This is a genomic window from Streptomyces sp. NPDC102259, assembly GCF_044766465.1.
Taxonomy (GTDB): Bacteria; Actinomycetota; Actinomycetes; order Streptomycetales; family Streptomycetaceae; genus Streptomyces.
In genome coordinates this window covers 86,999-110,466 of record NZ_JBIWMA010000002.1, presented here as the reverse complement: position 1 = coordinate 110,466, position 23,468 = coordinate 86,999, and the positions used below count along the sequence as shown (strand labels likewise).

General features: G+C 71.6%; 26 protein-coding genes and 2 pseudogenes. 13 read left to right on the top strand and 15 right to left on the bottom strand.

Going from position 1 to position 23,468, the window contains the following annotated elements:
• Positions 1–56: 56 nt before the first annotated feature.
• Positions 57–716, bottom strand: a complete 660-nt coding sequence (locus ACIRPU_RS05085; protein WP_403861874.1) for a hypothetical protein — start codon at positions 714–716, stop codon at positions 57–59.
• 175 nt (positions 717–891) lie between these two features.
• Here ACIRPU_RS05085 and ACIRPU_RS05080 point away from each other — a divergent pair, with 175 nt between their 5' ends.
• The 4 genes from ACIRPU_RS05080 (at position 892) to lnt (ending at position 4,927) form a co-directional block, all read left to right on the top strand.
• A complete protein-coding gene (locus tag ACIRPU_RS05080) occupies positions 892–1,836 on the top strand; it encodes a hypothetical protein (RefSeq protein ID WP_403861871.1) in 945 nt (314 codons plus the stop codon).
• 150 nt (positions 1,837–1,986) lie between these two features.
• Complete coding sequence (locus ACIRPU_RS05075) at positions 1,987–2,580, top strand: DUF4291 domain-containing protein (protein ID WP_403861868.1); 594 nt, start codon at positions 1,987–1,989, stop codon at positions 2,578–2,580.
• 197 nt (positions 2,581–2,777) lie between these two features.
• Entirely contained in the window at positions 2,778–3,245 is a 468-nt protein-coding gene (locus ACIRPU_RS05070; RefSeq protein ID WP_403861865.1) for a nuclear transport factor 2 family protein, read from the top strand.
• Positions 3,246–3,355: 110 nt separating this feature from the next.
• The gene (gene lnt / locus ACIRPU_RS05065) at positions 3,356–4,927 is read left to right on the top strand and encodes an apolipoprotein N-acyltransferase (RefSeq protein ID WP_403861862.1); all 1,572 of its coding nucleotides are present in this window, start codon (positions 3,356–3,358) and stop codon (positions 4,925–4,927) included.
• Here lnt and ACIRPU_RS05060 read toward each other — a convergent pair.
• A complete protein-coding gene (locus ACIRPU_RS05060) occupies positions 4,845–5,756 on the bottom strand; it encodes a Gfo/Idh/MocA family protein (RefSeq protein ID WP_403861859.1) in 912 nt (303 codons plus the stop codon). The genes lnt and ACIRPU_RS05060 overlap by 83 nt on opposite strands.
• A 265-nt stretch (positions 5,757–6,021) precedes the next feature.
• Here ACIRPU_RS05060 and ACIRPU_RS05055 point away from each other — a divergent pair.
• The 3 genes and pseudogenes from ACIRPU_RS05055 to ACIRPU_RS05045 all read left to right on the top strand — a co-directional run.
• Positions 6,022–6,168 (top strand): annotated as a pseudogene (locus ACIRPU_RS05055) (DUF664 domain-containing protein); the annotation flags it as partial.
• A 1-nt stretch (position 6,169) separates the two neighbouring features.
• Positions 6,170–6,223, top strand: a pseudogene (locus ACIRPU_RS05050) (Mini-circle protein); the annotation flags it as partial.
• Between the two features lie 111 nt (positions 6,224–6,334).
• Positions 6,335–6,826 carry a hypothetical protein gene (locus ACIRPU_RS05045; protein ID WP_403861857.1) on the top strand — a complete coding sequence of 164 codons (492 nt, stop codon included), beginning with the start codon at positions 6,335–6,337 and terminating at the stop codon, positions 6,824–6,826.
• Positions 6,827–6,957: 131 nt separating this feature from the next.
• Here ACIRPU_RS05045 and ACIRPU_RS05040 read toward each other — a convergent pair whose 3' ends face one another.
• The 7 genes from ACIRPU_RS05040 to ACIRPU_RS05010 form a co-directional block, all read right to left on the bottom strand.
• The gene (locus ACIRPU_RS05040; protein WP_403861854.1) at positions 6,958–7,464 is read right to left on the bottom strand and encodes a hypothetical protein; all 507 of its coding nucleotides are present in this window, start codon (positions 7,462–7,464) and stop codon (positions 6,958–6,960) included.
• Positions 7,465–7,642: 178 nt separating this feature from the next.
• Positions 7,643–8,335, bottom strand: a complete 693-nt coding sequence (locus ACIRPU_RS05035) for a uracil-DNA glycosylase (RefSeq protein WP_403861852.1) — start codon at positions 8,333–8,335, stop codon at positions 7,643–7,645.
• Positions 8,336–8,427: 92 nt separating this feature from the next.
• Positions 8,428–10,011, bottom strand: a complete 1,584-nt coding sequence (locus tag ACIRPU_RS05030; protein WP_403861850.1) for an ABC transporter substrate-binding protein — start codon at positions 10,009–10,011, stop codon at positions 8,428–8,430.
• A gap of 205 nt (positions 10,012–10,216) precedes the next feature.
• Entirely contained in the window at positions 10,217–10,978 is a 762-nt protein-coding gene (locus ACIRPU_RS05025; protein WP_355704672.1) for an SDR family oxidoreductase, read from the bottom strand.
• 41 nt (positions 10,979–11,019) lie between these two features.
• Positions 11,020–11,781, bottom strand: a complete 762-nt coding sequence (fabG, locus tag ACIRPU_RS05020; RefSeq protein ID WP_351754529.1) for a 3-oxoacyl-ACP reductase FabG — start codon at positions 11,779–11,781, stop codon at positions 11,020–11,022.
• A gap of 132 nt (positions 11,782–11,913) precedes the next feature.
• Positions 11,914–12,330, bottom strand: a complete 417-nt coding sequence (locus ACIRPU_RS05015; protein WP_403861847.1) for a DUF3037 domain-containing protein — start codon at positions 12,328–12,330, stop codon at positions 11,914–11,916.
• A complete protein-coding gene (locus tag ACIRPU_RS05010; protein ID WP_403861844.1) occupies positions 12,327–13,082 on the bottom strand; it encodes a HipA family kinase in 756 nt (251 codons plus the stop codon). Before ACIRPU_RS05010 ends, ACIRPU_RS05015 begins: the two co-directional genes overlap by 4 nt.
• 191 nt (positions 13,083–13,273) lie before the next feature.
• Between ACIRPU_RS05010 and ACIRPU_RS05005 the strand changes: the two genes are divergently transcribed.
• A complete protein-coding gene (locus tag ACIRPU_RS05005; protein ID WP_403861841.1) occupies positions 13,274–13,768 on the top strand; it encodes a Rieske (2Fe-2S) protein in 495 nt (164 codons plus the stop codon).
• On the opposite strand, the gene ACIRPU_RS05000 is transcribed toward ACIRPU_RS05005, so the two are convergent.
• Entirely contained in the window at positions 13,755–14,402 is a 648-nt protein-coding gene (locus ACIRPU_RS05000) for a cysteine hydrolase (RefSeq protein WP_403861838.1), read from the bottom strand. The two genes, ACIRPU_RS05005 and ACIRPU_RS05000, sit on opposite strands and share 14 nt — an antisense overlap.
• 132 nt (positions 14,403–14,534) lie before the next feature.
• Between ACIRPU_RS05000 and ACIRPU_RS04995 the strand changes: the two genes are divergently transcribed.
• Positions 14,535–15,002, top strand: coding sequence for a pyridoxamine 5'-phosphate oxidase family protein (locus ACIRPU_RS04995; RefSeq protein WP_403861835.1), 468 nt, complete (start codon positions 14,535–14,537; stop codon positions 15,000–15,002).
• Between the two features lie 6 nt (positions 15,003–15,008).
• Here the strand turns inward: ACIRPU_RS04995 and ACIRPU_RS04990 are convergent, their stop codons facing one another.
• Positions 15,009–15,923 carry a LysR family transcriptional regulator gene (locus ACIRPU_RS04990; RefSeq protein WP_384118182.1) on the bottom strand — a complete coding sequence of 305 codons (915 nt, stop codon included), beginning with the start codon at positions 15,921–15,923 and terminating at the stop codon, positions 15,009–15,011.
• Positions 15,924–15,997: 74 nt separating this feature from the next.
• Here ACIRPU_RS04990 and ACIRPU_RS04985 point away from each other — a divergent pair, with 74 nt between their 5' ends.
• Positions 15,998–16,930, top strand: a complete 933-nt coding sequence (locus tag ACIRPU_RS04985; protein ID WP_403861832.1) for a DMT family transporter — start codon at positions 15,998–16,000, stop codon at positions 16,928–16,930.
• A 229-nt stretch (positions 16,931–17,159) separates the two neighbouring features.
• Here the strand turns inward: ACIRPU_RS04985 and ACIRPU_RS04980 are convergent, their stop codons facing one another.
• A complete protein-coding gene (locus ACIRPU_RS04980) occupies positions 17,160–18,491 on the bottom strand; it encodes an aminotransferase class I/II-fold pyridoxal phosphate-dependent enzyme (protein ID WP_403861829.1) in 1,332 nt (443 codons plus the stop codon).
• A 35-nt stretch (positions 18,492–18,526) separates the two neighbouring features.
• Here ACIRPU_RS04980 and ACIRPU_RS04975 point away from each other — a divergent pair, with 35 nt between their 5' ends.
• Positions 18,527–19,210, top strand: coding sequence for a pyridoxamine 5'-phosphate oxidase family protein (locus ACIRPU_RS04975; RefSeq protein ID WP_403861826.1), 684 nt, complete (start codon positions 18,527–18,529; stop codon positions 19,208–19,210).
• A complete protein-coding gene (locus ACIRPU_RS04970; RefSeq protein WP_403861823.1) occupies positions 19,210–19,854 on the top strand; it encodes an FMN-binding negative transcriptional regulator in 645 nt (214 codons plus the stop codon). The genes ACIRPU_RS04975 and ACIRPU_RS04970 overlap by 1 nt, the downstream gene beginning before the upstream one ends.
• 115 nt (positions 19,855–19,969) lie before the next feature.
• On the opposite strand, the gene ACIRPU_RS04965 is transcribed toward ACIRPU_RS04970, so the two are convergent.
• Together ACIRPU_RS04965 and ACIRPU_RS04960 are read right to left on the bottom strand one after the other, a co-directional pair.
• Positions 19,970–20,974: an EamA family transporter gene (locus ACIRPU_RS04965; RefSeq protein WP_403861820.1), complete on the bottom strand. Its 1,005-nt coding sequence runs from the start codon at positions 20,972–20,974 to the stop codon at positions 19,970–19,972.
• A gap of 116 nt (positions 20,975–21,090) precedes the next feature.
• Positions 21,091–21,654 (bottom strand): Clp protease N-terminal domain-containing protein, encoded by a 564-nt coding sequence (locus ACIRPU_RS04960; protein ID WP_403861816.1) that lies wholly within the window; start codon positions 21,652–21,654, stop codon positions 21,091–21,093.
• Between the two features lie 364 nt (positions 21,655–22,018).
• Between ACIRPU_RS04960 and ACIRPU_RS04955 the strand changes: the two genes are divergently transcribed.
• Complete coding sequence (locus tag ACIRPU_RS04955; protein ID WP_385555411.1) at positions 22,019–22,447, top strand: SRPBCC family protein; 429 nt, start codon at positions 22,019–22,021, stop codon at positions 22,445–22,447.
• Positions 22,448–22,536: 89 nt separating this feature from the next.
• Here the strand turns inward: ACIRPU_RS04955 and ACIRPU_RS04950 are convergent, their stop codons facing one another.
• Positions 22,537–23,178, bottom strand: a complete 642-nt coding sequence (locus tag ACIRPU_RS04950; RefSeq protein ID WP_385555413.1) for a PadR family transcriptional regulator — start codon at positions 23,176–23,178, stop codon at positions 22,537–22,539.
• Positions 23,179–23,468: the final 290 nt, after the last annotated feature.

Sequence of the window (23,468 nt, the reverse complement as noted above, 5' to 3'; positions counted from 1 at the left end):
AGCCGGATACGGACCACCCTGAATCACACGACGGCCGGCGGGCCGACACCCTTCGGTCATGCTTCAGCGCCGTCGGCAGGGCTACGGTCCGTCGCGCGTGTCCAAAGGGACACATCACTGCTGGTCGCGACGGCGATGGTCCGCCCGGAGGGCGAGAAGCCGGCTGCTCGGAGTTCGGAGTAGTCGGAGTGGAAGATGTGCCACCACCGCTCTCCGTGCGGACCGGAGTGGGGCAGTCCGCCGTCGCCGGAGAGCAGCACACGCTCATGGGGCCAGGCAGGAATCACGACTTCCAAAGTCCAGCCGTCCGCGGTGGTGGTGTGAAGTCCTCCCCCGAAGAGCCCGGCGATGCGCACCCTGCTTCCCGCGACGGGACCCAGCCCTGGGCACGACAGATCGGCCACCGCGTCAGGAGTGGCGTCCTCGGGATCGGGGTCACGATCCCGAGCGATCTTCTCGCCCGTAACGGCGTCGAAGAGGCCGTGACCGTCGTGCGAGACGACCATCACCAAGTCCTGGCCGGTGTCGGGGTGCGAGGCGAAGCCTATCCCGAGAAGTCCGCCGACCGGTGCGTACGCGATGCGCCGCCAGGGCTCGGGCGCTGGTGTCACAGGGGCCGCGAGGAGCCTCGTCCGCATCGCCTGCTGGTACGCGGAAAGCTCCGGCGCGGAGTCTGGCTGCTCGACCGGAGCTTCCTTCTTCGTCCACCTCGTCATATAGCCATGATCCACACTTCGGTGACTTCGCCCAAGAGGGTTGATGCAGGCCAGGGGGCAGGCGCGTGTCCCTGAGGTCTGTGAACGCCGAGTCGGTGAACGCGTACGAGAGGCTGCGCAACCGTCAGGCCCCCTGATGTGTCTGTCGTGTACGACTGATGAGACAAGGAGAAGCATGGCCGATCGCTGGGATGTTCCCCCTGTGGGCCCGGGCGCCGCGCCCGAGAAGTGGTTGTGGCGCGTCGGCTTCATTGGCGTTCTCATCGGGCTTCCCGGTGTGGCGGTGGGCTACTTCGAAGGTTTTGACGACGGCACGGACGCCGGTGCCTTCGCATGGATCATGACCTTCCTCGGCTGCCTGCTGACGGGCGTCACCGCATGGGTCGGCCTGATTCGCAGGTTGGATCCCGAGTCGAGGAGGGAGAGTCGTCGCCGGATTGCCGTCCGACGTTCCAGGCAGGTGCCCCTGACTGCCGCGGAGCTCACCCACGAGGCTCTTCTCGCGGCGGCCGTGCGCCTCGCGGCCGAGCAAGTTCGACCGCGGCCGTCAACACCCGTGATCGACAGCCGTGGGCGTTTGGTCTGGTGGCGCAACCGCGACCTGCTCGCGGCCTTCGGCCTTCCCTCCATCGCCGCTTGGACCACCTTCACAGCGCTTGCCGGATTCGGAGGGGTGCTGCACCTCTTCGGCGGGTTCGGCCTTGGATGCCTCTTCCTCGCAGGCTCGGTCTGCGGCCTGACGGCCGTCGCGTCCCAGAGCAGGCTCGCCCGCGCTTTCGCCACCGCGGCCGTCAGCGAGCATGTACGCCCGATGCGCTGGCTCCTGCTGCGCGAACCGGACCAGGGTGAGGCCTACTTGGTGCTGTACAAGGCCCATGGCGACCCCGACGAGGCTCCGCCGATGCTTCTGAAACTCGCCAAGAAGCGGCAGGCCCGACGCCTCCCGCCGGCGGGCGTCGCCAACGTCCACGGTTTGCTTCGCCCCGTCACCGTGCTCATTCCGTGGATCGACGGCGCACCCGTGTGGACCCAAAACCCGGTGACCGCACTCGACTTGACGACCGAGCGTGACCGCGGGCGCCTGACATACCTCAAGGGATCCGAGCCCGGCAGCCTGTAGACGCTCTTCGCGAGCGGGTCCGACGGGGACGAGTGGAAGGCGGCCGTGAAACCGGCAGCTCGCATGGTGCTGGGGCCGGCGTGCCCGTCGCAGCGAGCAGCCGTCGAAAATCGGTGGCCGCCTGAGCCGGCCGACCCCACGCTGTACGCCATGGAAGAACCGCACCACCGGATCCGCGCGCTCCACACGGCATCCACGATCACCGTCTACCAGGCCTACGCCCCTGAAATCGGCGTACCCGCCGTCCGCGACGGCCGCTTTCCCCCCACGTGGCTGCGGGATCGCATGACGTGGATCAAACCCAGCTTCCTGTGGATGATGTACCGCTCCCACTGGGGCACGAGTGCCGGTCAGGAGACCGTTCTTGCCGTCGAGATCACTCGCGATGGCTTCGAGTGGGCGCTGCGCCATGCCTGCCTGTCGAGCTACGTTCGCGGCCTGCATCCCGATCGCGACACCTGGCAGCGTGAACTCAAGCGCGCACCGGCTCGTGTCCAGTGGGACCCCGAACGCGACCTGAACTTGCGTCCCCTGCCGCACCGCGCACTGCAACTCGGACTCTCGGGCGAGGCATCGTCGCGCTACGCGGACGAGTGGACCGTGTCCATCAGCGACGTGACTCCGCTCGCCAACGAGATCCACGCACTCGTCAGGGACGGCGAACTGGACGCAGCCACACGCCTGCTCCCCCAGGAGCAGGGATACCCCGCCCGTGAAGAGCTACTCGCCCACCTGCGTCCCTGACCGGCTGTCCGGCACAGCGGCTGGCATCACCCACGGGTCACATGGCGGCAAAGGTCTGTGAACGCGGTTTGGTGATCCACGTCACGGCAGCAGCCTGACCGCCGGTGCGTCCACGTGGCTACCGCATTGCCCGATCGTTCCCGATCGTTCCCCGCACAGACCTTGGCTGAGCAGCCCGCATGGCCAACACTCGGGCCATGACGCAGCGTGTGGAGCTCGCCGCCGTGATGGACCGGTTGGCCGTCGACGGGTTGGTCACCGACTACGCGGTGGCGGTCGACGACGGGGACTGGACGGCGTACCGGGAACTGTTCACGTCGGACGGGCGGGCGGACTACCGCTCGGCCGGTGGTATCGAGGGGGACGCCGGGGTCGTCGCCTCATGGCTCGCGGAGAATCTGCGGGTGTTCGCGATGCGGCAGCACCTCATCGTCAACCGCCGGGTGCGCTTCGGGGTCCTGGAGCAGGACACGGGCGACACCGCCCGGGTCCAGGCCGACTACGTCAACCCGATGCGGCTGGCCGCCGGCCAGGACGACTCGGCGGCCGGTGCGCCGGACTTCGTCTGCGGCGGCAGGTACTCCTTCGGTCTGCTGCGCACGGACGACGGGTGGCGGGTGCGTGAGGTGGTCGTCCGGGAGAAGTGGCGGCGCGTGTCCGGCTGAGCCGGAAGCGGCAGCGCTCGGGGACGGCTGGGCCGAAAAAAGCGCCCCCTGTCGGAGATCGTCCGACGCGCGCACACTGGAGGCACCCCGAGCGGGTAGGGAGGTGTCGTATGAAGACGTTCGAACACTGGCTCACCTCCCCCTGGCGGCGTACGGCCGTCGCGGCTCTCGCGGGCGCGCTGCCCGTGCTCGCGTTCCCCGCGCCGGCTCTGTGGTGGTGGGCCTATCTCGCCCTCGTTCCATGGATCCTGCTCGCCCGCTCCGCGCCGACGGCGAGGCGGGCCGCGTACGACGGGTGGGGCGGCGGGTTCGGTTTCATGCTGGCCATGCACCACTGGCTGCTGCCGAGCCTGCATGTGTTCACCCTGGTCATCGCCGCGCTGCTGGGCGCCCTGTGGGCTCCGTGGGCGTGGCTGGTCCGCCGGTTCCTCAGCGCGGACGTGATCCCCGGCCGCGGGCGGGTGTTCGCCGCGCTGCTGGTCCTGCCCTCGGGCTGGCTGGCGATCGAGCTCGTCCGCTCCTGGCAGGGGCTCGGCGGGCCGTGGGGCATGCTCGGGGCCAGTCAGTGGCAGGTGGAGCCCGCGTTGCGGCTCGCCTCCGTCGGCGGGGTGTGGCTGCTCAGCTTCCTGGTGGTGGCGGTCAACGTGTCGGCCGCCGTCCTGGTCTCCGTTCCGGCGTCCCGGGCCCCGGCCGTCGCCGGCCTCGTCGCCACCGCCGCCACGGCCTCGGCCGCGTGGATGTGGGCGCCACGCCCCGACGGCGACGGGCAGGCCCGGATCGCCGTCGTGCAGCCGGGGGTGATCGACGGCCCCGACAGCCGCTTCGACCGCGAGGAGCAGCTGACCCGCCGGTTGGTCGGGCAGGACGTCGACCTGATCGTCTGGGGTGAGAGCAGTGTCGGCTACGACCTCGACGACCGGCCCGATCTGGCCCGGCGCCTGGCGGAGTTGTCCCGGGTCACCGGCGCCGACATCCTGGTGAACGTCGACGCCCGCCGCTCCGACCGGCCCGGCATCTACAAGAGCTCGATACTCATAGGTTCCGAAGGACCGACCGGCGACCGGTACGACAAGATGCGGCTGGTGCCGTTCGGCGAGTACATACCGGCCCGTTCGCTGCTCGGCTGGGCCACCTCCGTCGGCAAGGCGGCCGGCGAGGACCGGCGGCGCGGCACCGGGCAGGTCGTGATGGACGCCGGGCGCGGGCTGCGCATCGGGCCGATGGTGTGCTTCGAGACGGCCTTCCCCGACATGAGCCGGCACCTCGCCGGGGACGGCGCGGAGGTGCTGGTCGCGCAGTCGTCGACCTCTTCCTTCCAGTGGAGCTGGGCGCCCGCGCAGCACGCCTCGCTGGGGGCGCTGCGGGCCGCGGAGACCGGGCGGCCGTTCGTCCACTCCACCCTCACCGGCGTCTCGGCCGTGTACGACGCGAGTGGCCGGCGGGTCGGCTCGTGGCTGGGCACGGACGCGAGCACGACGGCCGTCTACGACGTTCCGCTCGCGGACGGCGTCACCCCCTACGTCCGTTACGGCGACTGGCCGGTCCATGGGGCTCTGCTGGTGCTGCTGGTCCTCGCGCTCAGCGAGGGGGCGCGGACGGTCAGGCCGCGGCGGACCGCTCCCGCACCGCTCGTACCACCCGCTCGCACAGCTCGTGAGTCGCCAGCGCGTCCCGGGCGCTGAGCACCTTGCCCGCGCGCACGGCGTCCAGGAAGACGAGCACCGCCTGCTCGATGCCCCGCTGCCGGGCCACCGGCACCCAGTCGCCGCGCCGCCGCACGGTCGGCTGCCCCTTGTGATCGATCACCTCGGCGAGGTTGACCACCTGGCGCTTGGTGTCCTGGCCGGACACCTCGAGGATCTCCTCGTTGGAACCGCTGAGCCGGTTCATCACGCCGAGCGCGGTGAAGCCGGGTCCGGCGAGCTGGAGGACGACGTGGTGCAGCAGGCCGTCCTCCACGCGGGCGCGCACGGTCACGTCGTCGACCGGGCCCGGCACCAGGAAACGCAGCGTGTCGACGACGTGGATGAAGTCGTCGAGGATCATCGTGCGCGGTTCCTCGGGCAGCCCGACCCGGTTCTTCTGCATGAGGATCAGCTCGCGCGGGTGGTCGGCGCACTGCGCGTAGCCGGGCGCGAGGCGCCGGTTGAAGCCGACGGCGAGGGACACGTTCCGGGCCTCCGCGAGCGTGACGAGCCGCTCAGAGTCGGCGAGTTCGTACGCGAGGGGCTTGTCCACGTACGTCGGGACGCCCGCCTCCAGCAGCCGGGAGACGATCTCGGGGTGAGCGGCGGTGGGCGCGTGCACGAAGGCGGCGTCGAGGCCGGCGGCGAGGAGCGCGTCGAGGTCGTGATGGCGCTGCTCGCGGGGCAGGCGAAGGGTGTCGGCGACCCGGTCGAGGGTGGCCGGCGTGCGGGTCTGGAGGTGGAGCTCCACCCCGGGCAGCGCGCCGAGGACCGGCAGATACGCCTTCTGCGCGATGTCGCCGAGTCCGATGCAGCCGACCTTCACGGGCGCTCCCTCGCTACCTGTCCTACCGCCTTGCCCACCCTGTACGGCGGCAGCATACGGGGCCTCTCCCCGACCACCCGCAGGCCGCCCCTCCCCGACCGCCCGCAGGCCGCCGCGCGCCGGTCCGCGATGCCCGCGACGCCCGCGGGCGGCCGTGCCCGGAGGAGGGGCGCGGGGCCCGGAGGGAATGCTGAATGGCGTGCCGGGCGGCCCCGTCGAGGAAATCCCGTGGTGGCGGAGGGCGGCTCGGAGCCACCATGCGGACATGACGACGCAGCGACAGCGCACCGGACCCGCCCAGAACGCCGACGAACGCGCCATGCTGGAAGGGTGGCTGGACCACCACCGGCAGACCCTGGCGTGGAAGTGCGAGGGGCTCTCCGACGCCCAGCTGCGCACCGTACGCCCGTCACAACGGCCACGCCGATCTGATCCGTGAGCGCATCGACGGGGTCACCGGCGAGTGACGTCAGCACGGGCGGGTCCGGTCCCTCGTACGGGGTACGGGATCACCCGTGCGGGGCAACCTGCGCTGCTCCGCTGTTGCTCGGGCGGGCGGAACCACCAGAGTTGCGCGGGTGCATCGAACCACGACGACTACCGCAACGCTCCTGGTCACCGTGGCCGTCTCGGCCCTCACGGGATGCGTGACCGTCCAGCGCCCGGCCGTGCCCGGTCCCGTCCTCGCGCCGACCCAGCCGTCCGTACCGCGGCCGGAGGGACGGACCGAGGTGCAGGTCGTGCAGGCGCCGGCCCGTGAGGCGCTGGAGATGGTCGGGCCGTCCCGGAAGCGGGAACCGGATGCACCGGCGGCGCCGGCGCAGCGGCGGCGGACGGCGGCGGTGCCGGGGGCCGGCGGCGCCGGGCAGCCGCCCCCGTCCCGTTCCCGGCCGCACACCCGACCGCCCCACCCGGAGACCCGGCGGCACTCGGTGCCGCGCGTGGAGATCCCGGACGTGGAGGCGGAGGTGCGCAGGAACACCGATGTGTGCGCGCTCGGCAGGACGTACGGCGGATGGCAGGGCGACAGCCCGGAGGCGACGATCTGCGAGCAGGCCTACGGGCGGTGAGAGTCAGGGGCCGTCCTGCGATCAGGCCTACGGGCGGTGAGGGGCACGGGCCGTTCTGCGAGCAGGCTCACGGGCGGTGAGGGGCACGGGCCGTGGGCGTCGGGAGACGGCGGACGACCGCCCCGCCGGTCTCACCACCCGCGCTCCCACTCACTCCGGCCCTCCCCCTCCCCCTCCCCCTCGCCTTCGCCCTCCCCCAGTCTCAGTTCCATCCGGCTGATCGCCGCCCGTACGCCGTCCCCGTAGCTGTCGTCCCTCAGTGCCACGGCAGCCGTACGCGCCCTGCGCACATGGGTGCGGGCGGCCTCGGCGCGGCCGAGTTTGACGTAGTCCGCCGCCAGGTTGAGGTGCAGCGACGGGTAGAGCGCCCGCACCTCGACCGAGCCGCCGTGCTCCTCCGCCGCCGTCAGCGCCCGAAGGTCCCACGCCAACTCGTCCGAAGGGTCGTCGTGGGTGTCGGCCAGGTAGTGGGCGAGGGTGCAGCGGTGCATAGGGGCGCCGTTCGCGCCGATCTCGGTCCACAGGTCGAGGAGTCGCCGCCGGGCCTCCTCGCGGTCTCCCCCGTGGTGCAGCATCACGACCTGCCCGATCCGCGTCAGCAGGGCGTCCGGCACCGTCTGCCCCTGTCGCTCCGCCACCTCGGCCTCCTTGCGTCGTTGCGACGACGCTAGCCGCAGGTTTCCGCAATCCCGGTCAGGCGGCACCGTGCCGGTCCGTGGCGGAACCGGCGCGGCGGCAGACGGCGGGCCGCGGCCGTCCCGGGTCAGGCTGGGTGGATCAGGCTGGGTGGGTCGGGCCGGGTCGGGTCGCCTCGGGTCAGCCCTGGTCGGCCAGGTTCGGGATCGTCCAGTCGATCGGCTCGTGGCCCTGCTGTGCCACGGCCTCGTTGATCTGCGTGAACGGGCGGGAACCGAAGAACTTCTTCGCCGACAGCGGCGAGGGGTGGGCGCCCTTGACCACGATGTGCCGGGTCTCGTCGATGAGCGGGAGCTTCTTCTGCGCGTAGTTGCCCCACAGGACGAAGACGGCCGGGTCGGGCCGGTCGGCCACCGCGCGGATCACCGCGTCCGTGACCTTCTCCCAGCCCTTGCCCTTGTGCGAGTTCGCCTCGCCGGCGCGGACCGTGAGGACCGCGTTGAGCAGCAGGACGCCCTGCTGCGCCCACGGCATCAGATAGCCGTTGTCCGGAATCGGCGTGCCCAGCTCCGCGTGCATCTCCTTGTAGATGTTCCGCAGGGACGGCGGGATCTTCACGCCCGGCCGCACCGAGAAGCACAGGCCGTGTCCCTGGCCCTCGCCGTGGTACGGGTCCTGGCCGAGGACGAGCACCTTCACCCGCTCGTACGGCGTCGCGTCGAGCGCGGCGAAGACCTCCTCGCGCGGGGGGTAGACGGGGCCGGCCGCCCGCTCCTCCTCGACGAACTCCGTCAGCTCCTTGAAGTAGGGCTGCTGGAGCTCGTCGCCCAGAACCCCGCGCCAGGACTCGGGCAGCATGGCGATGTCGGTCACGTCAACGTCCTTGGGTCGTGCGGTCACTTGCAGAGCACAGAACCTACAGGCGACCACTGACAGCGGGCCCCGCGGACCGGTTCACCGACCGCCTACCAGCTGGTCTTCCGCGTCAGTTCCCACATCATCATGATCGTCGACGGGTCCAGGGACCGCTCGCCGCCCGAGACGTCCTCGGAGGAGGCCAGGTACTGCTTGCCCTGCCACAGGGGCAGCAGCCGGGCGTCGTCGACGAGGATCTGCTGGGCCTCCTCGAAGTCCTTCACCACGTTGGCGCGGTCGCTCTCCCCGCGCGAGCGGGGCAGCAGCACCTGGGTGATCTCCTTCGCCGGGTAGGGCGTGCCGAGCGCGTTCTGGTCGCCGACGAACGGGGCGATGAAGTTGTCCGCGTCGGGGAAGTCCGGGGCCCAGCCGCGCCCGAACACCGGGTACTCGCCCTTCTGGTAGCCGACCACGTAGGTGTTCCAGGGGCGGCTCTTCAGCTTGACCGAGAACAGGCCCGAGGCGTCCAGCTGCCGCTTGATCTCCTTGAACTCCAGGGCGGTGTCGGAGCCGTAGCGGTCGGTGGTGTACCAGAGGGTGAGCGGGACGGTCTCGGTGATCCCCGCCTCGGTGAGGATCTTGCGCGCCTTGGCGGTGTCGGGGTCGCCGAAGGAGTCGAAGAAGCCGGTGGTGTGGCCGGTGAGGCCGGACGGGACCATGGAGTACAGCGGCTCGACCGTGTCCTTGTAGACCTCGTGGGCGATCGCGGCCCGGTCCACGACCTGGGCCACGGCCCGGCGCACGGCGACCTTGTCGGACCACGGGTCCTTGGGGTTGAACACCAGGTAGTTGATGTTGCTGCCGGCGCCCTCGATGAGCTGGAGGCCCTCGTTGGCGGCGCTCTTGGTGTCCAGGTCGACGATGTCGTCGGCGGCGAGACCCTGGTAGGTGATGTCGATGTCCTTGGCGCGCAGGGCCTTGACCATCTCGCCGGAGTCCTGGAAGTAGCGGATCGTCACCGCGTCGTTCTTGCGCTCGGCGAAGCCCTTGTAGTTGTCGTTTCGTACCAGTACGGCCTGCTTGCCCTCTTCGTAGGACTGGAGCCGGTACGGTCCGGAGCCGACGATGCCGTCGTCCTTGCGCAGCGCCTTCGCGGAGTAGTCGTCGGGGTCGACGAGGGACATGCCGGGGGTGGCGAGCACGAACGGGAAGGTGGCGTCGGCCTTGTTGAGCCGGAAGAGCACCACCTGGTCGCCCTTCGTCTCGACGCTGTCCAGGCTGCCCAGGAGTCCGTTGGGGCCGGTTTCCGCGTTGATCGTCCTGATCCGGTCGATCGAGTGCTTCACGGCCTTCGCGTCGATCGTGTCGCCGTTGGAGAACTTGAGCCCTTCGCGCAGTTCGCACTTGTACGTGCGGTTCGAACTATCGGTGAATTCGCAGGACTTGGCGGCGTCCGGCTGGGGGCTCGTCGCTCCGTTGGGGTAGCTCAGCAACGTCTGGTAGATGTTGCGGAACAGCTCCCAGGAGCCGTCCCAGGCGGCGGCGGGATCGAGCGTGCTGGGAGCACTGGTGGTGCCCACGACGATCGGTCCGGCATCGTCGGAGCTCTCCTCCCCCAGGAGGCTGCATCCGGCCACCAGGGATATGGACACGATCGCCGCCATCTGCTGCAAGGATCGGTTCCGGTTGAACACGCGCACGCTCCTCGATCTGCCATGCCAAGGGTTGGCAGACCATACCGCAGCCCCACGCGCCGTGAACCCGCGCCCTTGAAGCATTCTTGATCACTTTGGGGTGACTACGTTGTCATCGCCCTCGCGACGCCGGAACGACGACACGGGCGCCGTTTCCGTCAAGAAACGGCGCCCGTGTCGACGTCCAGTTCAAGCCATGCCGGGATCAGCCCACGCCGGCGTTGAGGAAGATTCCGCCGTCGACGACGAGCGTCTGGCCGGTGATCCAGTCCGACTGCTGCGAGGTGAGGAACGCGGCGGTGCCGCCGATGTCGGAGGGCACGCCGAGCCGGGCCAGCGGGTAGGCGGCGGCCGCCTCCTCCTCGCGGCCCTCGTACAGGGCCTCGGCGAACTTCGTCTTCACCACGGCCGGGGCGATCGAGTTGACCCGCACCCGCGGCGCGAACTCGTGCGCCAGCTGCTGGGTCAGGTTGATCATCGCGGCCTTGCTGATGCCGTACGCGCCGATGAACGGCGAGGCGGAGAGTCCCGCCACGGAGGCGATGTTGACGATCGCGCCGCCGTTGTCCTTCTGCCAGGCGTGCCAGGTCCGCTGCGCGAAGCCGAGCGCGGAGACCACGTTGGTCTCGAAGACCTTGCGGGCGACGTCCAGGTCGAGGTCGGCGATCGGCCCGAACACCGGGTTCGTCCCGGCGTTGTTGACCAGGAAGTCGACGCGGCCGAAGGCCTCCATGGTGCGCTCGACGGCCACCGCCTGATGCGCCAGGTCGTGCGCCTTGCCGGCGACGCCGATGACCCGGTCGGCGCCGAGCCGCTCGACGGCCTCCTTGAGCGCGTCCTCGTTGCGGCCGGTGATGCAGACCTGGTCGCCGCGGGCGACGAGTGCTTCGGCGACGCCGTAGCCGATGCCGCGGCTGGCGCCGGTGACGAGTGCGACCTTGCCGGAGAGTGCGGGCAGTTCAGTCATGTTCGTGATCCCCAGTGCTTCCTAGTGCTCCCTGGTGGCCTTTAGTCGAGCGGTCCGCCGGCGACGTACAGCACCTGGCCGGAGACGAAGCCCGCGGCCTCGTTCGTGAAGAAGGCGATCGCGTTGGCGATGTCATCGGGCTCACCGACGCGCGCGACCGGGATCTGGGTGGCGGCCGCGGCCTTGAACTCCTCGAAGCCCATGCCGACCCGGGCGGCGGTCGCGGCGGTCATGTCGGTGGCGATGAAGCCGGGGGCCACGGCGTTGGCGGTGATGCCGAACTTGCCGAGCTCGATGGCAAGGGTCTTGGTGAAGCCCTGGAGACCGGCCTTGGCGGCGGAGTAGTTGGCCTGGCCGCGGTTGCCGAGCGCCGAGGAGGAGGACAGGTTGACGACCCGGCCGAAGCCCGCGTCGACCATGTGCTTCTGGACGGCCTTGGTCATCAGGAACGAGCCGCGCAGGTGCACGCCGAGGACGGTGTCCCAGTCGGCGACGCTCATCTTGAACAGCAGGTTGTCGCGGAGCACGCCCGCGTTGTTGACGAGGATCGTCGGCGCGCCGAGCTCCTCGACGATGCGGGCGATCGCCGCCTCGACCTGGGCCTCGTCGGAGACGTCGGCGCCGACCGCGACGGCCTTGCCGCCCGCCGCGGTGATCTTCTCGACGGTGTCCTTGCAGGCGGCCTCGTCGAGGTCGACGACCGCGACCGCGCGGCCTTCCGCGGCCAGCCGTACGGCGGTGGCGGCTCCGATGCCGCGCGCCGCGCCCGTGACCACGGCGACCCGCTGCTCAGTGGTGGACATTGCTGGTTCTCCTCGCCCTTGAGAAAATCTGGATGCGCCCGAGTGGTGAGCGACCGCTTAGTACCTTCGGCAGACGTGACGCTAGAAGCCCTGGCACCCGGTGTCAACGCCACACGGCGCGGGTGTGATCCATTACCTCACCAGCAGTTCGAGCAGGCGCTCGGTCTCGGCGGCGGGATCGGTGGTGAGTCCCGTGTGGACGGGGCCGGGCTGGACGATCGTCGAGCGGGGCGCGATCAGCCAGCGGAAGCGCCGGCCGGCGTCGTCGTGCGCCGCCTGTCCGGCCGACGCGCCGCCCGCGCACACGCCCTCGACGGCCCGCAGGGCGGCCCGCACCCCGGCCACGTCGGCCTCCGGGTCCAGCGCCAGCAGCTTCGCCTCGTCGAGGTGGGTGCGGGCGCCCACGTAGTCCTGGCCGCGGCAGTACACCAGCACGCCCGCGTTGACGCACTCGCCGCGCTCGATGCGCGGTACGACGCGCAGCAGGGCGTACTCGAAGACGTCCCGGTCGCCGCCCTGGCCCGGTCGGATGATGTGGCGCTCGGTCACTTGGTCCCCTTGATGCGGTCGTGGATGACGGCGGCGCGGGCGAGCAGGGGCGCCGCGTAGGCCCGGCGGAGCGCGTCCGGGGTGTCGAAGCCGGGCTCGTCGGCCAGCCAGACGTCGGGGATCTCGGCGGTGACCTCGGCGAGGAGGTCGGCGGTGATCAGCGGCGCCAGTTCCGCGGCCGCGGCCGCCACGTCGGGCCCGAACGGGGCGAGCGCGTGGTCAGAGGCGTCGTAGGGGCGGGCCGCGGAGGTCTCGGCGGTGGGCCAGTTGTGCTGCCAGATCATGGTGGCGCCGTGATCGACGACCCACAGGTCGCCGCGGTGCACGAGCAGGTTGGGGTTGCGCCAGGACCGGTCGACGTTGTTCACGAGCGCGTCGAACCAGACGATCCGGCCGGCCTCCTCGGAGGTCACCGGGAAGGCGAGCGGGTCGAAGCCGAGGGCGCCGGAGAGGAAGTACATGCCGAGGTTGGTGCCGCCGCTGGACTTCAGCAACTCCTGTACCTGCTGGTCGGGTTCGCCGAGCCCGAGCACGATGTCGAGCTCCACGGTCACCAGGCGGGGCACCCGGAAGCCGAGCCTGCGGGCGAGTTCGCCGCAGACGACCTCGGCGACGAGCGTCTTGCGGCCCTGCCCGGCGCCGGTGAACTTCATGACGTACAGGCCGAAGTCGTCGGCCTCGACGAGTCCCGGCAAGGAACCGCCCTCGCGCAGGGGGGTGACGAAGCGGGTCGCGGTGACTTCCTTGAGCATCGCCCCAGGCTACTGGGCCTGGGGTGATGCGCGGCCGACAGCTCGGCGACAGCTCAGGCTTACGCCGCACTCATCTCGAACGGGTCAAGATCTCGACACTGTCCGGACTTGGCGGGGGTGCTGAACGACGGGCGCCCCCGGCTCGTACCTCACGGCAGATCCACGCACCCCCCTGGAAGGGAACCTCCAGCATGACCAGCGCATCGATCAAGTCCGCTTCGGGGCCTGCCCGCCGTACCGTCGTGGCAGCCGCCGGAGCCGCGGGACTCTCCGTCGCGCTGACCGCGTGCGGAGGCTCCGACGACGACTCGTCGAGCTCGTCCGCCTCGGCCGGCACGTCGGAGGCCGCGAGCACCGGCGGCACGGGCGGCACGGGCGGCGGGGACAACGCCGCGGCCGGCGCCGCGCTCACCACGACCGCCGACATACCCGAGGGCGGCGGCAAGGTGTTCGACTCCGAGAAGGTGGTCGTCACCCAGCCGACGGCGGGCACGTACAAGGCGTTCTCCGCCGTCTGCACCCACCAGGGCTGCGCGGTGAAGAGCATCTCCGACGGCGTGATCAACTGCCCCTGTCACAACAGCAACTTCTCGATCACGGACGGCAGCGTGAAGAGCGGTCCCGCGCAGAAACCGCTGCCCGAGGTGCCGATCACCGTCAGCGGCGACTCGATCACGCTGGCCTGACGGCCGACCGCCGGAGACAGGCCAGCACCTCGTCCGTGGTCGCGACCGTGGCGACCAACGCGAGGGTGTGGCGGATCATCGCGGGGGTGTAGTCGGCGGGCACCCCGGCGATGGCGTCCGACGGCACGACGGCCGTGTAGCCCCGGTTGACGGCGTCGAAGACGGTGTTCGGGATGGCCACGTTGGCCGAGACGCCGCTCACGACCAGGGTGCGGCAGCCCAGGTTGCGCAGCAGGGCGTCGACGTCGGTGCCCTGGACCGGCGACAGCCCGTGCAGCCGCCGCACCACGAGGTCCTGCTCGGCCCACTCGATCGGAGGCGCCGGGCGGGTCGCGTCGGTGCCGGTGAGCTGCTGGACGGGAAGGCGCTCGGCCGCGCGGAACAGCCGGGCGTTGCGGTTGGCGCCCCGGCCGTCGGGGCGGCGCTCGGCGACGGCGTGCACGACCTGGACGCGGCTCGCGTGGGCGGCCGCGACCAGCCGGGCGACGTTGGCGAGGGCCCCCGACTCCCGGGCCGCGCGGGCGAGCTGGGGCAGGGCGGCGCCGGGTCCGACGACGCCCTGCTGGCACTCCACCGTGATCAGGACGGTGCTCGCCGGGTCGAGGAGGGCGCTGAGCTGTTCGTACGACGGCATGACTCCCCCTGGCGTCGGTGTGGAGCGGGCGACAGTAACCGCCATTGCGCGCAGAAGGAAGAAGACCCATGCTTTCCTGACGCCATTTCAGGAGAGCGGCACGTACCCAGAAGAAAAGAATGAGGGGGCCGGATGACCGTCACTCAGCGCCGGGGCCGGAAGATCATGATGTCGCCGGGTGAACTGGACGCGTTCCTCACCCTCCAGCGCACCTGCCGGGTCGCGACCGTGTCCACCGACGGCGCCCCGCACGTCAGCGCCCTGTGGTTCCTCTGGGACGGCACCGCGTTGTGGCTGTACTCGGTCGTGCGCAGCAAGCGCTGGGCGGACCTGAACCGCGATCCGCGGGTCGCCATCGTGATCGACACGGGCGAGGAGTACGACGCGCTGCGGGGCGTCGAGCTGTCCGGCGTCGTGGAGTTCGTGGGCGAGAGTCCGCGTACCGGGGAGCTGTGTGCCGAACTCGACGCCGTGGAGACGCTGTTCGCGCGCAAGAACTTCGGCTTGGACTCGATGCCGCACGACGGCCGGCACGCGTGGGTGCGGCTGACGCCGACGAAGATCGTGTCGTGGGACTTCCGCAAGCTGGGCGGTGTGTAGGGCCGTTCAGCCAACGGACTGCCCCACGACCTGCCCCGCCGCCTTGAGCGCCTCGACCGCCGCCCGGATCGACGGGCGGCGGTCGGCGTCCGCCCGCCAGAGCACGTACACATGCCGGCGCACCCGCTGCCGCAGGGGGACCGTCACGACGCCCTCGGGCACCGGGTGACGTCCGAGCAGCGGCGCGATGCAGACGCCCAGCCCGGCTGCCACCAGCCCGAGTTGGGTGTGCGTCTCGGCCGCCCGGTGGCCGACGATCGGCTCGACGCCCCGTGAGCGCAGCGTGAACATCAGCCACTCGTGACAGAACTCGCCCTCGCCCCAGGTGATCCACTCGTCCTCGGCGAACTCCCCGAGGTCCACCTCGTCCCGGTCCGCCAGGGGGTGCCCGGCCGGCATCGCGACATCGGCGGGATCGTCCAGGATGGGCGCCTTGACCAGGCCGTCCGGCACCGGCATCGGCTTGTTGTACCAGTCCAGGACGACGGCGAGGTCGAGGTCGCCGCGGACCACGCCGGCCACCCCCCGCTCCGGTTCCAGCTCGGACGAGCGCAGCCGCAGCCCCGGGTGCGCCTTGCGCAGCTCGGCGAGCGCGACGGGGAACAGCCCGCGGGCCGCGGTCGGGAACGCGGAGAGCCGCAGCTCCCCCACCACCTGACCGCGCTGAGCCTCCAGATCGGACTGGGCGAGCTCGACCTGTGACAGGATCCTGGACGCGTGGTCGGCGAGCAGCCGCCCCGCGTCCGTGAGCCGCACCCCTCGTCCCTGCTTGGCGAGGAGCCGCTGCCCGACCTCCCGTTCCAGCTTGGCCATCTGCTGCGAGACGGCCGAGGTGGTGATGTGCAGGCCCGTGGCGGCGCCACTGACCGATCCGTGCCGGGCCAGGGCGTCGAGGGTGCGCAGGCGCTCCAGGTTCAACATGTAAGCGATGCTACGAGGTATCGCTCGAATATTCTCGATTGTGTGACGAGACGACGTACAGCATCGTTACGCTCATGACTGCTGTCACCGCCCCCGCCCGGACCTCCCCGCAAGCCCCCGACCTCCCCCGTCGCACCCTCGACTGGCGACTGCGCTTCGGCGTGCTCTCGCTGATCTGGGGCTTCAGCTTCCTGCTCATCAAGGTGGGCACCGGCGGCTACGCACCCTTCCAGGTCACCTTTGGCAGGCTGCTGTTCGGTACGGCGGTCCTGGCGGTCGCGATGGCGGTCAAGCGCGAGCGGCTGCCCCGCGGGGCCCGGACCTGGGCGCATCTGACGGTGGCGGCCTTCCTCCTCAACGCCCTGCCCTTCTCCCTGTTCGCCTACGCCGAGCTGACCATTCCCTCCACCCTGGCCGGGATCTGCAACGCGACCTCGCCCCTGTGGGGCATGGCCCTGTCCCTGGTGGCGCTGTCGGAGGACCGGCCTACCCGGTTGCGCGTGGCGGGCCTCGGCCTCGGCTTCCTCGGCGTCCTGACGGTCCTGGGCGCCTGGCAGGGCTTCCACGGCCTGGACGCCCGGGGCACGACCCTGGCCCTGCTGGCCTCGCTCAGCTACCCGATCGGCTGGATCTACCTCCGCCGCACCCTGGCGAACACCGGCTCCTCGGCCCTGTCGATGACCGGCGGACAGCTCCTGCTGGCGACGCTCCAACTGGCCGTCGTCACCCCGCTGTTCACCACCCTGCCGAGCCGTTTCCCGCTGGTCCCGCTGCTCGCCACGGCCGCCCTGGGCGCGCTCGGCACGGGCCTCGCCCTGCTGATCCAGTACGGCCTGGTCACCGAGATCGGCCCGACGACGGCCCAGATGGTCACCTACTTCATCCCCGTCATCGCGACGGCGGCAGGCGTCGCGATCCTCGGCGAGCCGCTGAGCTGGTCGACCCCGGTGGGCGCGGCGATCGTCCTGGCGGGAGCGGCACTGACCCAGGCACGGGGCAGATCCTGAACCCAGGGCTTGACGCCCGCCCCCTGGAACGCGGCGGCGACACCGACCCACGCCCCTCCCGCGCCGAGCACGACGCCCCACACCGACCCTCCGCTGTGTGGGGCGAATCCAGGGCAGGGGCGGTACCGCGGGGGCGACTCCGCCGTGTGTGGGGGGGGGCGAATCCGCGACGATCCGGCACCCGCCGGGACCTTCCCCGCAGCGCCGTCCCGCCTCGCCCCGCCTCGCCCTAGACGTACCCGCGCGCGCCTCCCACCCGCACCGCGGAGGCGACGGCGTCCGCCAGCGGGGCGACCTCCTCCGAGCCGAGCGTCGACACGGTGATCCGGATCCCGGGCGGCGCCTCGATCCGAAACCGCGCCCCGGGCGCGACGGCCCATCCCGCCTGGAGCAGCCGGGCGACGGCCCCCGTCTCGTCCGGCACGGGAATCCACACGTTCATCCCGCTGCGGCCCCGTGCCTCGACCCCCCGGGCGGCCAGCGCCGTGATCAGCGCGTCCCGCCGGCTCCCGTACGCCTCGGCCACCGCGCGCGCGTCCACCGCCCCGTCGGCCCAGAGCCGCAGCACCGCCCGCTGGGTGATCCGGCTGACCCACCCGGGGCCCAGTCGCTGCCGTCCGCGTACCCGGTCGAGGGTGACCTCGTCCCCGGTGAGCACGGCGAACCGCAGGTCGGGGCCGTACGCCTTGGCCACCGAGCGCACGAACGCCCAGTGCCGGGTGACGCCCGCGAGGGGGTGCAGAGGGAGGTCGACGATCCCATGACCGTGGTCGTCCTCGACGAGCACGGTCCCCGGGTGCGCCCGCAGCACGGCACGCAGGGCACGCGCGCGTGCGGCGCTCACCGCCGCGCCGGTCGGGTTCTGCGCCCGGTCGGTGACGATGAGGGCGCGCGCGCCGGCCTCCAGGGCGCGACGCACCTGCTCGGGCAACGGCCCGTCGTCGTCGACGCCGACCGGCACCGGGCGCAGCCCGAGCGCCGGGACGAGGTCGAGCAGGGAGCCCCAGCCGGGATCCTCGACGGCCACGGTGTCGCCCGGCCGCAGATGCGCGGCGAGGACGCGCTCGATCGCGTCCAGCGAACCGGAGGCGACGGCGACGGGTCCGGCCGGCACACCGTCCGCGTCCAGTTCGGCCCGCGCCAGCCGAGCCAGTTCGGGCTCCAGCGGAGCGTGTCCGTACAGGACCGGCTCCCGGTCGCCCTGCGCGGCGGCCCACGCGAACGCCGACGCCAACGGCGGCAGCAGCGCCGTGTCCGGGTTGCCGGCGGCCGCGTCCCGGACGCCCTCCGGTACCTCGACCCGGAGGAACTCGCGCCCGGTCGTGGCGGGCTTCGACCGCACGCGGCTGCCCCGCCGGCCGTCGGTCTCGATCACCCCGCGCTCCCGCAGGGTGCGATAGGCGGCCGCGACGGTGTTCGGGTTCACCCCCAGCGCGGTCGCCAACTCCCGCATGGGCGGCAGCAGTTGCCCCGGCGCCAGCTCGCCTGCGGCCACCGCTGCCTCGACGCTCGCGGAAATGTCCGCTGCACGCCGGCCTTTGATCGGATATTCTCCTAGCACAAAGCCTATTATGCACTAGCGCAATGGAGAACGCCATGCACGGGACCCCGGAGACGACGACACGAGCCGCCGCCTACACCCCGACCGACCGTACGATCCCCACGCGGTCCGCGCAGAAGGCCTCGTACGACAGGGACCTCGTGCACGCGATACTCGACGAGGGCTACGTCTGCCACCTCGGCTTCGTCCGCGACGGCGCGCCGGTCGTGCTGCCCACCCTGTACGGCAGGGTCGGCGAGACGCTCTACGTGCACGGCTCCACGGGTTCGCGTCCGCTGCGGATGACGGGACAGGCGGACCCGGGGCTGCCCGTGTGCCTGACGGTGACGCATGTCGACGGTCTGGTGCTGGCCCGATCGGCCTTCCACCACTCGATCAACTACCGCTCGGTCGTGGTGCACGGCATCGCGTACGACGTGACGGACCCGCAGGAGAAGCTCACCGCGCTCGACGCCCTCGTCGACCATGTCGTCCCGGGCCGGGCCGCCGACTCGCGTCCCGCCAACAAGAAGGAACTGGCGGCGACCGCGGTGATCCGCCTCGATCTGAACGAGGTCTCGGCCAAGACCCGCACCGGCGGGGTGAACGAGGAACCGGAGGACCTCGCCCTCCCCCACTGGGCCGGTGTGATCCCGCTGCGCAAGGGCTACGACACGCCCCTCCCGGACGCCGACCTCGCCTCCGGCACCGCGCTCCCCGACTACCTCGCGGTGCCGTGATGCTCATCCACCCCTGGGACGCGCCCCACGACGACGGCGAGTGGCGCGACTGGCTGTCCGTCCACGACTTCGGCCAGCTCGCGGTCAACGGACCGCCGGGCGAGCCGCCGTTCGTCCAGCCGCTGCACTTCGCCTACGACCCCGCCACCGGCGAGGCCCTCACCCACCTGGCCCGGCCCAACCCCCTGTGGCCCGCCCTGGAGGCGGATCCGACCGTGATCCTGAGCGTGGTCGACGACTATGTGTTCGTCCCCGGCCCGTGGCAGGCGCCGCCGGGCGCCCCCGCCGAGCACGGCACCCCGACGAGCTTCTACGCGGCGGTCCAACTCCGCTGCACGGCCCACGTCGTGGACGATCCGACCGCCAAGGCCGAGCTGCTCGAACGCCAGCTGGGCCACTTCCAGCCGGAGGGCGGCTCCGCCCGGCCCACGGTCGGCGAGGCGCCGTACGGCCGTCTGCTCTCCGGCATCCGCGGTGTCCGGCTCGAGGTGACCGGCGTACGAGCGAAGTTCAAGTACGCGGCCCACCGGCCGAGCGAGACCCAGGATCGCATCGCCGCCGGCCTGGCCGCACGCGGCGGCCCGCACGACGCGGCGGCCGGCGAGCACCTGTCGCGACGACGGCGGGCCCGACCGCCGAGGTGACGCACGGGACGGCGCGAGGAAGGGCCGGAGCCCCACCTCGCGCCCGCCGACCGGACGGGTGACCACGCGGGCGGGCCCGGCCGGAACGCGTGTGTTCGAAGGGGCGCTCGGGAGCCTAGGCGGCCGTTCCTCGGGCCGACAGTTCCCGTTCGGGGCTGCCGCCGATCACCGGCTCCGAGCCGCCCTTGGCCGGCGCGGACGACTGCGCGATGAAGGCGCCGAGAAGAACCACCGCCCCACCCACGATCTGCGGCGCCGACAGGTGCTCGCCGAGCAGCACCCAGGCCAGGACCGTCGCGATGACCGCCTCCAGACAGGCCACCACGCCCGCGACCTGGGGAGAGAGCCGCCGCACGGAGACCACGCCGGTGATGTACGCGACCACCGTCGCGATGAGCACGATCCAGGCGAGCAGCTGCCAGGCGGGGACCTCGTTGCCGTTCATGCCGGCGGTGTGCGCGAGCACGGACCAGTCCATGCCCCAGGGGCGGGAGACGGCGGTCAGCACGACGGCGCCCACGAGAAGGCCGTACGCGATGACGCCGAGCGGATCGGGGGCGTCGTCCCCGGAGTCGCTGCCCTGGTCGGACAGGACGAAGTAGCCGACCTGGCAGCAGGCGGCCGCGAGCGCGAGCAGCAGTCCGAAGGCGTCGAAACTCAGCCCCGACCAGACTTCGACGACACAGGCGAGGCCGCCCACCGCGAGGACCACGCCGAGCGCGGCGGCACGCGTCACCGGCCGCCGCTGGACGAACCGCACCCAGCCGAGCACCAGCGCGGGCGCGAGGTACTCGACGAGCAGCGCGACACCGACCGGGATGCGGGAGATCGCGGCGAAGTAGAACGCCTGCACCCCCGCCACGCCGAGCAGGCCGAACCCGGCGAGCAGTGCCGGGCGGGTGCGCAGCAGCGCGCGGTGCCGTACGGCGAGCGGCAGCATCACCAGGGCCGCGCCGGTCACCCGCAGCCACACCACGTGCAGCGGATCGAGGCCCGCCTCGATCAGCGGCTTGGCCGCGACCCCGGATCCGCCGAAGGCGATGGCCGACCCGATCGCCAGACCGAGACCGATGCCCCTTCCGCGCTTGCCCTCACTGCTCACAGACGTATGCACCGGCACATGATGACAGGCGACGACAGGAGCGTCATCCTCGTTGACACCTGTCTCATCGACTGGACGGCCCCGGACGGCGGGACGGGGAGGCCCCGGACGGCGGGCGGGCGGCCGGAGCGGGCTCAGCAGGCCCCTTCGCCACCACCTCCGGCGCGGGCCTCGCGCTCCTGCGGACCGTCCTCGATCCGGGCGCGCAACCGGTGGACGTCGACGGCGGCACGGGTCAGCACCTCGACGGCCCGCGCCTGCGGGTCCGTGACGATCGCCGCGAGCAGGTCGACGCCCCGGGCCGGCGCTCCGTCGCGCCGGGCGGCCCGCACGCACGCGTGCTCCAGCGCGGCCGCGGCCAGCGGGGAGAGACCCTCGGCGACCGTCACGACGGGAAGGGTCCCGGAGTCCTCCACTCCGCTCTGCCAGCGCAGGCCGTAGCCGATGCTGCGCTGGACGAGGTAGGCGAGCAGCCGGGCGAGCTGGGGTCCGCCGTCGAAGGCGGCGCGCACCTGAGGGTCCTGCTCCAGGAGCGAGTGCAGCAGGTGGGCGGTGTCGATCTGCCGGTCCCCGTCCCGCACCGCCCTGCGGCGGGCGGCGGCGAGCGCCGCCGCGGGCTCGGCGGCGAGCCTGGGGTCGTCGTCCATGCCGTGCGCCGCCGGGCTCTGGGGCGACTGCCGGGAAGTACGGGATTGCACCACCCCACCCCATCAGTTTCGGCCGGGTGCGGTCATCCCCGGCGGGGAGCATCTTCGCGTCCCACACAGAGCGGACCCAGGCCGTCGCAATCTCCTCCCTACGGATGAGATCAGGCCGATTCCCCCGCCGGGGCGCGCGTCGTCTTGCCACCCGCCCCTCACGCAACCCCCGGGCCCGACCGCACCTCCCCGACGGGCGCGGACAGCGGGTGCGACACGGCGGAGCGGCCGAGCCGGCCCCGAGAGCGTCGACGGCGCGCTGCTCCATACTTTCTGACGGTTCGTCAGTATTGAATGTTCGAGGTCCTGGAGCTACCTTCCGCGACACCGCAGCCCGAGTTGCCCGACACGAAGAGGTGGTCGCATGGCCGAAGTCAGCGCGGAGGCACGCATCCAGGCACCGGCCGACAAGGTGTGGGCCCAGCTCACCGACTGGCCGACGCACGGGGAGTGGAACGCGACCCACACCAACTTCCCCAAGGGCGGCCCCGAGACCCTCGAAGTGGGCGCGACCTTCCAGGAGAACATGAAGCTCATGGGCTTCCCGGCCGAGGTCGAGTGGACCGTGGCGGAACTGGAGCCCGCCCGGGTGCTCGCCATCCGCGGCAAGGGCCCGATGGCGGTGTCCGTCGCCACCCGCTACACGCTGACCCCCGACGGGGACGCGACGACGGTCCGCATCGACGGCGAGTTCACGGGCGCGGCCGTGTCGCTGATGGCGGGCAGACTCAAGGACTCGGGCACGGCCGCGCTCAACGAGTCGCTGCGCAAGCTGGGCGGACTGGTCGCCTGACCGGACCAGGCACACGGCACACGGCACACGGCACACGAAGGCGCCCCGCGGATGACTCCGCGGGGCGCCTCGACGTCGCCGTACGGCGATCAGTCCTCGTCGGCGAGGATCAGGTACAGCTTCTTACGGGCGTCGTTGATGACCGTGAGCGCCTTCTCGCGCTGCTCCTTGCTGCCGGTCTTCCAGACCTGCCCGAAGGCCTCCATCAGACCGAAGCCGGCCTGGCGGATCTCGCTGAGAGCCTCCCAGTCGACCCCGCGCGAGGCCTCCTCCCAGGGGGCCTCCGGGCCCTCCTCGGCGGCCGTGCGGCCTTCGTCGGTGAGCGAGAACAGCTTCTTGCCGCCTTCGCTCTCACTGCTGATCAGGCCCTCGTCCTCCAGCAGCTGGAGGGTGGGGTACACCGAGCCGGGGCTGGGCTTCCACGCCCCGCCGCTGCGCTCGGCGATCTCCTGGATCATCTCGTAGCCGTGCATGGGCCGGTCCTTGAGCAGGGCCAGGATCGAGGCCCGTACGTCACCGCGCCGCGCCCTTCCCCTGGGCCCGCCACGCCCTCGTCCGCCCCAGGGGCCACCGAAGCCCGGCCCGAAGCCGGGACCGCCGGGGCCGAATCCCGGTCCGCCCGGGCCACCCGGACCGAAGGGCCCGAAAGCCGCCCGCCGTCCGTCGAAACCGCCACGGCCGCGCCGGGGGTCGTCCTGTCCATGTCCACGCTCGAATCCGTGGGTACGCATCGCAAACCACTCCTTCATTCCATCGTTGATCTGTCGCGATGCGTCAACGATATATCGGAACAGTTCGGCTGGCAAGGACCCCGACCGGTGAGGAGGATGAGACTTTCTGCGGCAGTTGACACCCATGGCCTGCATTCGCCGTCAGCAACCAGAGGCACCCCTTGAGGTGGGCCTGGGGGGACCTGAGCCGGCCGGTGTGGATTCGCAACCGCCCCCATGTCCCCAGCTGATCCGGACATGTCGGTGCCCAGTTGAATGATGGGCGCCGAGGTCAACCAACGCCGTGGGAG

Coding starts and splice junctions, on each gene's coding strand:
- ACIRPU_RS05085 (WP_403861874.1), bottom strand. CDS start 716: ATGACGAGGTGGACGAAGAAGGAAGCTCCGGTCGAGCAGCCAGACTCC.
- ACIRPU_RS05080 (WP_403861871.1), top strand. CDS start 892: ATGGCCGATCGCTGGGATGTTCCCCCTGTGGGCCCGGGCGCCGCGCCC.
- ACIRPU_RS05075 (WP_403861868.1), top strand. CDS start 1,987: ATGGAAGAACCGCACCACCGGATCCGCGCGCTCCACACGGCATCCACG.
- ACIRPU_RS05070 (WP_403861865.1), top strand. CDS start 2,778: ATGACGCAGCGTGTGGAGCTCGCCGCCGTGATGGACCGGTTGGCCGTC.
- lnt (WP_403861862.1), top strand. CDS start 3,356: ATGAAGACGTTCGAACACTGGCTCACCTCCCCCTGGCGGCGTACGGCC.
- ACIRPU_RS05025 (WP_355704672.1), bottom strand. CDS start 10,978: ATGACTGAACTGCCCGCACTCTCCGGCAAGGTCGCACTCGTCACCGGC.
- fabG (WP_351754529.1), bottom strand. CDS start 11,781: ATGTCCACCACTGAGCAGCGGGTCGCCGTGGTCACGGGCGCGGCGCGC.
- ACIRPU_RS05010 (WP_403861844.1), bottom strand. CDS start 13,082: ATGCTCAAGGAAGTCACCGCGACCCGCTTCGTCACCCCCCTGCGCGAG.
- ACIRPU_RS05005 (WP_403861841.1), top strand. CDS start 13,274: ATGACCAGCGCATCGATCAAGTCCGCTTCGGGGCCTGCCCGCCGTACC.
- ACIRPU_RS05000 (WP_403861838.1), bottom strand. CDS start 14,402: ATGCCGTCGTACGAACAGCTCAGCGCCCTCCTCGACCCGGCGAGCACC.
- ACIRPU_RS04995 (WP_403861835.1), top strand. CDS start 14,535: ATGACCGTCACTCAGCGCCGGGGCCGGAAGATCATGATGTCGCCGGGT.
- ACIRPU_RS04990 (WP_384118182.1), bottom strand. CDS start 15,923: ATGTTGAACCTGGAGCGCCTGCGCACCCTCGACGCCCTGGCCCGGCAC.
- ACIRPU_RS04985 (WP_403861832.1), top strand. CDS start 15,998: ATGACTGCTGTCACCGCCCCCGCCCGGACCTCCCCGCAAGCCCCCGAC.
- ACIRPU_RS04975 (WP_403861826.1), top strand. CDS start 18,527: ATGCACGGGACCCCGGAGACGACGACACGAGCCGCCGCCTACACCCCG.
- ACIRPU_RS04970 (WP_403861823.1), top strand. CDS start 19,210: ATGCTCATCCACCCCTGGGACGCGCCCCACGACGACGGCGAGTGGCGC.
- ACIRPU_RS04955 (WP_385555411.1), top strand. CDS start 22,019: ATGGCCGAAGTCAGCGCGGAGGCACGCATCCAGGCACCGGCCGACAAG.
- ACIRPU_RS04950 (WP_385555413.1), bottom strand. CDS start 23,178: ATGCGTACCCACGGATTCGAGCGTGGACATGGACAGGACGACCCCCGG.